Origin of the sequence: Scandinavium sp. M-37 (genome assembly GCF_043558715.1) — a bacterium.
GTDB lineage: Bacteria > Pseudomonadota > Gammaproteobacteria > Enterobacterales > Enterobacteriaceae > Scandinavium > Scandinavium vulneris_A.
Genome location: NZ_JBIGIN010000067.1, coordinates 1 through 6,955 on the forward strand (window position 1 = coordinate 1; position 6,955 = coordinate 6,955).

Sequence of the window (6,955 nt, forward strand, 5' to 3'; positions counted from 1 at the left end):
GTGCACACCCTGGTTGTCAGAGATGGTGTCGATGTTAATCACGCCCGGCTCGGCGGGGGTGGGAACTAACTGCCCATTTTCGACGGGCAGGCCGGCCAGCAGGCCGGCAAGCTGTGCCGTGTCGCGTGAACTGGAGGTGTAATCAGCCATAGTGTATTTATTCCTTATCGGGGTTGTCGTGCAGGGAAAATAAAAAAACCTCTCCGCCGCGGTAAATTAATAACGACGATAAATTATTTACCGTCCGGCCAGCACGATAAACGCAGTAACCATGACGAATAAACAGATAAGAATAAAAAAGGACATTACAGATAATAGAACTGATGGTGTAAGTCGCAATAACGGGGGAGTGGGGCGCTCTGGCTGTGTTTCGAATAAAATGAAAACGTTTAATGATTAATTGAATTATGAAAGTTCTGTCGCAAAAAGCCACTTTATGAGTGGTTGGAATAACTCAACCCTTAGGAAGTAAATTGGTACTAATTATATCGTTGGTATTTGAATGATCAATTGTTTTTTTCTAATTCGTTCAATGCATATCTCCCACGATCTGCTACCGATTGAGATGTGTCCGAAGCAAGTGTATTAGCCAGTTGAAATGCTACATGACCAATATATCTGGTCTTATTCTTTGATGCAATAACAAAGGGTCAAAGTCAACAAGCATATATGGAAAATCTTTAGGAGCGACTGCTATGCGCGAGGTCGGAAGTCGATATATATCTGCGGACTCAAAACATCACTACCGAAGTCGAGGCGATTCAATTAACTGTTTCATTAGCAGAAACTATGAGAAAACCCAGTTAATAACGATAGTGCTACAGTGTTTACAGATGAATTTATAAACACCCCGATCAACTCCGGTTGCATAGCATGTTTTATTAAACAATCAAATTCAATATGTCGAATTTATTTTGCGGATAAATTAAGTTTCCACGTATATTAATAGGTGATGCATTACCGATGGCATTCGGCAAGTCATTGGTGTTTACCACATCTGGTAGCAACAGGAAAAAAACATACAACATAAGCCATGTAGATAATGATTGTTTGTTTCATTGAATAAGAAATTAACGATTCAATATTATTTAACACTGGAAGTTGCAGATCCCTCTCACGAATAAACCGCAAATAAATCGCTTGATAAATACACTTCCATAGCTGTAGCTTAATCTGCTAACACATTAAATGAAGGGAAGGGGATTTAACCATGAAATTAATTTTGACTTGTACGACTCTGTTATTTGCACTTTCGTGCACTGCTGCTGTGGCTGGTGAATGCCCAGCAGGAAAAGAGGGGCCAACGCCTTTCAAACCAATTACAGAAACTACAGGGCCACTTCAGGTGGTCAATAATGGCCAAATACTGTTAGACAATGAAGCGGTTGCGGCAAAAGGCTGGCATTTGCGATCAAGAACAATTTATTTTGGTAAAGGTTCTATCGCACAAATACATTCCCATGATGAGCGTCCTGAAATCGCAACTATGCTTTCTGGATCGGTAACTATCTACGCTAAAAATTGTACTGTCGGGGTGAAAATGAAACCAGGTGAAGTTTACCGATCTGGTCGCGGTGATTCACACTGGGCTGTGAATGATAGCGGTGCGCCTGCAGTGATGTACGCAACTGACATTTTCCTTAAAGATACTTTCCCGGTAACTGCTGGCAATAAGTAACGCTCCTGATTTTTCACAACACCTGCCATCGAGTCTTTATCCGTCCGATGGCAGGGATAGAACAGTTTAAGCCTCTACTATGTATCACCCGCAAAATGGTTCAATAAAAGTGTTGCATCCCTCGATTGAGCTCACAACGAAAAGCGAAAGTTAACACTCATCTGTCAATCTGAAAGATAACCCCCAGAAACGCGGTGGCTCATGCTGTAATTTTGTTCACATCACCTATATTTGAGAGGTCTGCCTACTGTTTCAAAAAATGAGGAATGAATATGATAATGACCCGTTTGACTCTTTGGATAAAAAATTTTCACATTGCTGTGATAATGCTGACTGTTTCGGGTGCCTGCTTGGCCGGTAATACGCTATCTCAAATAGCGTATGAACCCGGAAATCTGCCCACTAAATGGCTCACTGGTGGCCCGGAATGTGCAACGTTTAAAGATGATTTTCAGATTCATAAATACAATAAAAACTTTTATATTCTACGCGAATCAGGTTGTGTTCATACCGAAAAACCTTTTATTTATCTATTGTTTGGGAATGAAAGAGCGATTCTCTTTGATACTGGTGCAGGCAAAGATACCGATGCAACTACAGGCAGAGTTCCCAATGTTGTCGGTGCCGTCAATGGCGTGATTAATCTGTGGTTAAAAGAGAATAATCGATCTTCAATCCCCTTGGTTGTTACTCATCTTCATTCTCATTTCGACCATGTTTGGGGGGATTATCAGTTTACTCAACGCCCTGATACCACATTTGTGAAGCCGGGTGATGTTGAAACATTAACAGCATTTTTTGGTATTCAACATTGGCCGAAAGAAACAGGAAAATATGATCTTGGCGGACGGATACTGGATATCATTCCAGCACCTGGCCATGATGCAACCAGTATTGCAGTATATGATCGTAATACTGCCGTTCTGCTAACGGGAGATATCCTTTACCCTGGTCGGCTCTATATCAACGAACCTAATCCCGATCTCATGCATGCCAGTGTTCAGCGGCTGGTTGATTTTACCCGCACTCGTCCCGTTGCACAGATACTAGGAACGCATATCGAAAGACGCGCGCCTTACTATGATTATCCGCGAGGCACTCACTTTGCGCCTGAGGAATTCCCGCTGCAAATGGGGCGCGCCGATCTGCTTGAACTTCTGGAGGCAACGAAACTGCGTACCCGCGAGAGGTCAGGCAACACGATTACCCAGAAAGCATACCGGGGCTTTACCCTTTGCGGCGTTTATCCAACGTGTAAGCCCGTCAATGCTCCCGACAGTACAGCGTTAGTTAACGATCTCTGATTTTTACCGGAAATAAGCTGTCAGGGATGACCACTTCGGGCACTGAGCGGACGAGTTTACGGAGCTGAAGGTCTGCTTTGAGCGCAGGCGGACATCCCGCCGCCCTTAAAATTTTTTTGATTGCGTGTGAGCACCATTTAATTTAGCATTGTCTAAATTTAGGAGGTGCTAAATAACAAAATGAATAAGACTCATCTGTTCCAGTTACAGGAAAGTGCCTCGTTGGCAACAACGCTGCTTAAGTCGATGAGCAACAGCAATCGACTGTTGATCCTCTGTATCCTCATTGATAAACCCGGCACATCATCAGGTGATTTGGGGCAATTGACCGGCTTAACGCCTTCAGCAACCTCTCAGCACCTGGCAAAAATGAAAGAAGACGGTTTGATTGAGTCTGAAAGGGTGGCGCAAAAAGTGAACTACTTCATCAAAAACGACTCGGTGAAAAAAGTTATCTCCACGTTAAAAGACATTTACTGCCCAGAGGATTTCAAATGACGCCAGAATCAGTATCACCGCAAGAAGCCAAAAGACTTATTGATCAAGGGGCTGTGCTCATTGATATTCGAGACCCCACTGAATACCTGCGTGAGCACATACCGTACGCGCGCTCACTCCCTCTCACCGATATTACGGCAGGTAAAATGGTGGAGGGTACAGATAGACAACCCGTCATTTTTCATTGTTTGTCAGGGGCGCGCACGGCTCAGAATGCCAATGTGCTCATGAAAGCAGCAAGCCCTGTGCCGGCTTTACTGATGGCTGGGGGTATAAACGCGTGGAAGAGCGCCAACCTCCCAACTATTGAAGACAAAAAACAGCCGTTGCCTATCATGAGGCAGGTTCAGATTGTTGCGGGCACACTGATTCTTATCGGCGTTGTATTGGGATACACCACAGATAGCCGGTTATTTTTGCTTTCAGGCTTTGTAGGCGCAGGATTACTCTTTGCAGGAGTAAGCGGTTTATGTGGGATGGCGACTTTATTGTTAAAAATGCCATGGAACAGGCCTGATAAATAGAGGTTAATTGAATTCTCTTTAATAAGTTTTGGAAAGAGCTGCTATGTCCGCTGTTGGCAAGCGGCCTGTCCAGTCCGCTATGAGCAGTGAGTTCAATTGGTCGATCTAATTCAATGGAGAGCTGGTCATAATCACTTTAATTACTTTAATGGATAAGAGTTTGTGGTGCTGGAACCGTCGCTGTAGTGCTCGGTAATAATTATTTTTACCATCAATAGCATATTTGACCGTACTGTCCGCAGGCTCATTCTGACAGCGACCGATCCTGTCTTAAAACGACCAAAAATGATATTGAGTACATATTTTTCGGCGCCCATATCCACTCTCATAAATCTCGATATTTCAGACTGTTAGTCCCTTAACGTGCTTTTTCGCACGATGCCCCTCGAACCCCGTTAGCGATGCCTTATTCCAGCCCAAACACTTCCCATCAACAAAAATGTGACCGAGATCACGTTTTGGGCCAGTGAGCAAAATTGTCCCTTGCTAATCTATCTACTGGTAGGTGGTCTTGATTTCAACAGCACGACACACACACAGAAACACACAACAGAATATCAGGAGCCTTACCATGAAAAACATCATCAAAACCACCCTTGCCATCATCGCCTTGTCCGCTACTGCCCTGACCTATGCCGCCGCTCCGCAAATGGTCACCCGCAGTGAGGCGGCGTCACTGCAAAAAATTGGCGAGGTATCGTCCGGCGGGTTCAGCAGCCTGGATGGCCTGAGTGCCTCCCTGGCCATGAAAGCCGAGGATGCCGGCGCCAGTCACTACCGGATTGTGGGAGCTTCCGGCAACAATAAGCTGAGTGGTACAGCTATTCTGTATCGCTAAGTCAGGCCGCTGAATGCGCCGCAGCGCCTCCTGCCTCAGGGAGGGCGGATACGAAAAACCCCGGAGTCTCACTGACTGCCGGGTTTTCCCGTATCTGAACACAACAGGCACCCCTGTGCCCGGAGAACAATGATGTCCACCTATGACAGCCTCCTTGACCTGGCTGACACGCTGATTCAGGAAAATGGCTTCCAGGGATTCAGCTATGCTGACCTGGCTGCAGGCCTTGGTATTCGCAAGGCCAGTATTCACTACCATTTCCCGACCAAAACTGAACTGGGTATTGCTTACTGTGAGCGCAAGGAAAACCGGCTCCGGCAGATGGAAGAAACGCTGCTGTCGGTCCCCGCCGGGAAAGCCCGTCTTGATGCGTATATGGACGCCTTCGCGTATTGCGCACAAAAGGGGCAGATGTGTGGTGTCCATGCCATGCTGTCAGACAGCAACCTGTTCGAACCGGCCCTGCAGGATGCAGTGAGTCAGCTGGCGCAGACAGACCTGAGGATAATCGCAGATGTGCTGCGTACCGGCCGGGAAAGCGGTGAACTGACATTCCGCGGTGAACCAGCTGACCTTGCGATTATTATCAACTGTGCGGTCAAGGGCGCGCTGATGCTGAACCGTGTTCCGCCGCATGATGCCTGCGAACGAATGAAGGTCGCGGTACAACAGATGTTCAGCTCTCATTAATCATGACGCCCGCTGATGGCCTGTAATGGCTGGCGGGCTTCTCCTCGCTGAAGTAAATAGCCCCGGCACGTAAGGTCTTCGCGGACGCATATCGCGTTTCACCCCTCGCTTAATGATGTGATTGGGATCACATTTTCGGCGGTAGTGCTTATTTCCCTTTGACTGCCTACCTTCTGGTAGGTAGTCTGTTGTTGACGACACAACAAAACGCCTGAAACAGAACACCAGAGGTATCCATTATGAAAGCACTTATTCGCGATGTTATTGCCATCTTCACCCGCAGACCGCACGGCCCTGTGATGGTGAAACATGATCTGACCGAAGAGGATAAGGCCGCGCTGATGCCCGTCCGCTCATTTTCACTCGGCTGGATTTCTTCCGTTGAAGAGCTGGAAAGGGAAGTGGCCCGCCAGGCCTGCGAATCAGGGGCCGCCGGTTATCTGATATCTGACTTTGAACAGGGTCGTTTCATCCATGCCCGCGCCACGCTCTACGCCTAATCCGGCTCCGTGATAACGAACAAAACAAGGACATTGCCATGAACAGTTTCACTTATCGCCACCTGCACAACGCCACAAAGAAACTGGCCCGCGTGGATCTCATCGTCCTGCGTCTGTCAGTGATTTTTATCTTCGCACTGTTTGGTACTTACAAGTGGTTTCCCTTTGAGGCGAATGCTCTGCATCACCTGCTGACAGGGACCTGGCTGGGGGCACTCTATCCAATCCTGGGCGTGCGGGGCGTCAGCTATGCCCTTGGCGTGGTGGAAAACATCACCCTGCTGGCACTGATTGTCGGTTTCTTCCGCCCGATACTGGGGGTGGCGGGCGCGGTAATGGTCATCGGTACCGCGATAGTGACGCTGAGTCTGCAGCCACAACTGGGGCGTATTGACAGTTTTATTATCAAAGACGTCCTGCTGATTGGTGCCGGCGTGACGCTGCTCCGGCATGACCTGCGCCGCGTATTGATCCACCGGAGGATGTCGGGGCAGTAGCGCCGCGCCACTGATCCCTTCCCAATATCGATGCCAGGTTAAATCAGTGATTCCGGTCTTTTTGCAGACTTCGGATAAATTCCTCCGGAGTCTGATTATTCAGAAGTCTGAAAACAGAGTGGGTACCGGATAATGGCTACGCTAATTTTAGCCAAGCCAGCACGGCAATAACGAATTACATCACAGGATATTACAGCCAACTCAGACCTCATCAATATAATGGTGGTTTGACGCCGAATGAATCAGAAAGATTGTTTTGGAAAAACTCTAAAGCCGTGGCCAGTTTTTGTTCACCACTACAGACGTTACTACGACATTTCATTATCATTTCATGGTCAATTTCAAGTTGACTCTGTGGCGTCTATTAAGCCATGTAGATTCACTTATACAAAAATCCCCGGCCGTAGCCGGGGATGAGTTAAGGAT

At 47.1% G+C, this 6,955-nt stretch carries 8 protein-coding genes and 2 pseudogenes; 9 read left to right on the forward strand and 1 reads right to left on the reverse strand.

The window, feature by feature from the left end:
• Positions 1–1,210 precede the first annotated feature (1,210 nt).
• The 4 genes from ACG0Z5_RS23505 (at position 1,211) to ACG0Z5_RS23520 (ending at position 4,004) form a co-directional block, all read left to right on the forward strand.
• Entirely contained in the window at positions 1,211–1,678 is a 468-nt protein-coding gene (locus ACG0Z5_RS23505) for a cupin domain-containing protein (RefSeq protein WP_394451542.1), read from the forward strand.
• A gap of 278 nt (positions 1,679–1,956) precedes the next feature.
• A complete protein-coding gene (locus ACG0Z5_RS23510; RefSeq protein WP_394451543.1) occupies positions 1,957–2,982 on the forward strand; it encodes an MBL fold metallo-hydrolase in 1,026 nt (341 codons plus the stop codon).
• A 180-nt stretch (positions 2,983–3,162) separates the two neighbouring features.
• Positions 3,163–3,480 carry an ArsR/SmtB family transcription factor gene (locus ACG0Z5_RS23515; protein ID WP_394451545.1) on the forward strand — a complete coding sequence of 106 codons (318 nt, stop codon included), beginning with the start codon at positions 3,163–3,165 and terminating at the stop codon, positions 3,478–3,480.
• On the forward strand, positions 3,477–4,004 hold the full coding sequence (locus ACG0Z5_RS23520; RefSeq protein ID WP_394451546.1) for a rhodanese family protein: 528 nt from the start codon (positions 3,477–3,479) through the stop codon (positions 4,002–4,004). Before ACG0Z5_RS23515 ends, ACG0Z5_RS23520 begins: the two co-directional genes overlap by 4 nt.
• Positions 4,005–4,144: 140 nt before the next feature.
• Here the strand turns inward: ACG0Z5_RS23520 and ACG0Z5_RS23525 are convergent.
• Positions 4,145–4,256, reverse strand: a pseudogene (locus ACG0Z5_RS23525) (hypothetical protein); the annotation flags it as partial.
• 319 nt (positions 4,257–4,575) lie between these two features.
• On the opposite strand from ACG0Z5_RS23525, the gene ACG0Z5_RS23530 reads away from it, so the two are divergent.
• From ACG0Z5_RS23530 to ACG0Z5_RS23550, 5 genes and pseudogenes are all read left to right on the forward strand, one after another.
• Positions 4,576–4,842, forward strand: a complete 267-nt coding sequence (locus tag ACG0Z5_RS23530; protein ID WP_394451549.1) for a YdgH/BhsA/McbA-like domain containing protein — start codon at positions 4,576–4,578, stop codon at positions 4,840–4,842.
• 129 nt (positions 4,843–4,971) lie between these two features.
• The gene (locus ACG0Z5_RS23535; RefSeq protein WP_394451551.1) at positions 4,972–5,532 is read left to right on the forward strand and encodes a TetR/AcrR family transcriptional regulator; all 561 of its coding nucleotides are present in this window, start codon (positions 4,972–4,974) and stop codon (positions 5,530–5,532) included.
• A gap of 239 nt (positions 5,533–5,771) precedes the next feature.
• On the forward strand, positions 5,772–6,032 hold the full coding sequence (locus ACG0Z5_RS23540) for a YdgH/BhsA/McbA-like domain containing protein (RefSeq protein ID WP_394451553.1): 261 nt from the start codon (positions 5,772–5,774) through the stop codon (positions 6,030–6,032).
• A gap of 38 nt (positions 6,033–6,070) precedes the next feature.
• Positions 6,071–6,529 (forward strand): DUF417 family protein, encoded by a 459-nt coding sequence (locus ACG0Z5_RS23545; RefSeq protein WP_394451555.1) that lies wholly within the window; start codon positions 6,071–6,073, stop codon positions 6,527–6,529.
• A 98-nt stretch (positions 6,530–6,627) separates the two neighbouring features.
• Positions 6,628–6,816 (forward strand): annotated as a pseudogene (locus ACG0Z5_RS23550) (IS3 family transposase); the annotation flags it as partial.
• Positions 6,817–6,955: the final 139 nt, after the last annotated feature.

What these genes read in the sequence shown, in the direction of transcription:
- ACG0Z5_RS23540 (WP_394451553.1), top strand. Translation starts at nt 5,772, where the DNA reads ATGAAAGCACTTATTCGCGATGTTATTGCCATCTTCACCCGCAGACCG.
- ACG0Z5_RS23505 (WP_394451542.1), top strand. Translation starts at nt 1,211, where the DNA reads ATGAAATTAATTTTGACTTGTACGACTCTGTTATTTGCACTTTCGTGC.
- ACG0Z5_RS23545 (WP_394451555.1), top strand. Translation starts at nt 6,071, where the DNA reads ATGAACAGTTTCACTTATCGCCACCTGCACAACGCCACAAAGAAACTG.
- ACG0Z5_RS23510 (WP_394451543.1), top strand. Translation starts at nt 1,957, where the DNA reads ATGACCCGTTTGACTCTTTGGATAAAAAATTTTCACATTGCTGTGATA.
- ACG0Z5_RS23535 (WP_394451551.1), top strand. Translation starts at nt 4,972, where the DNA reads ATGATGTCCACCTATGACAGCCTCCTTGACCTGGCTGACACGCTGATT.
- ACG0Z5_RS23530 (WP_394451549.1), top strand. Translation starts at nt 4,576, where the DNA reads ATGAAAAACATCATCAAAACCACCCTTGCCATCATCGCCTTGTCCGCT.
- ACG0Z5_RS23520 (WP_394451546.1), top strand. Translation starts at nt 3,477, where the DNA reads ATGACGCCAGAATCAGTATCACCGCAAGAAGCCAAAAGACTTATTGAT.
- ACG0Z5_RS23515 (WP_394451545.1), top strand. Translation starts at nt 3,163, where the DNA reads ATGAATAAGACTCATCTGTTCCAGTTACAGGAAAGTGCCTCGTTGGCA.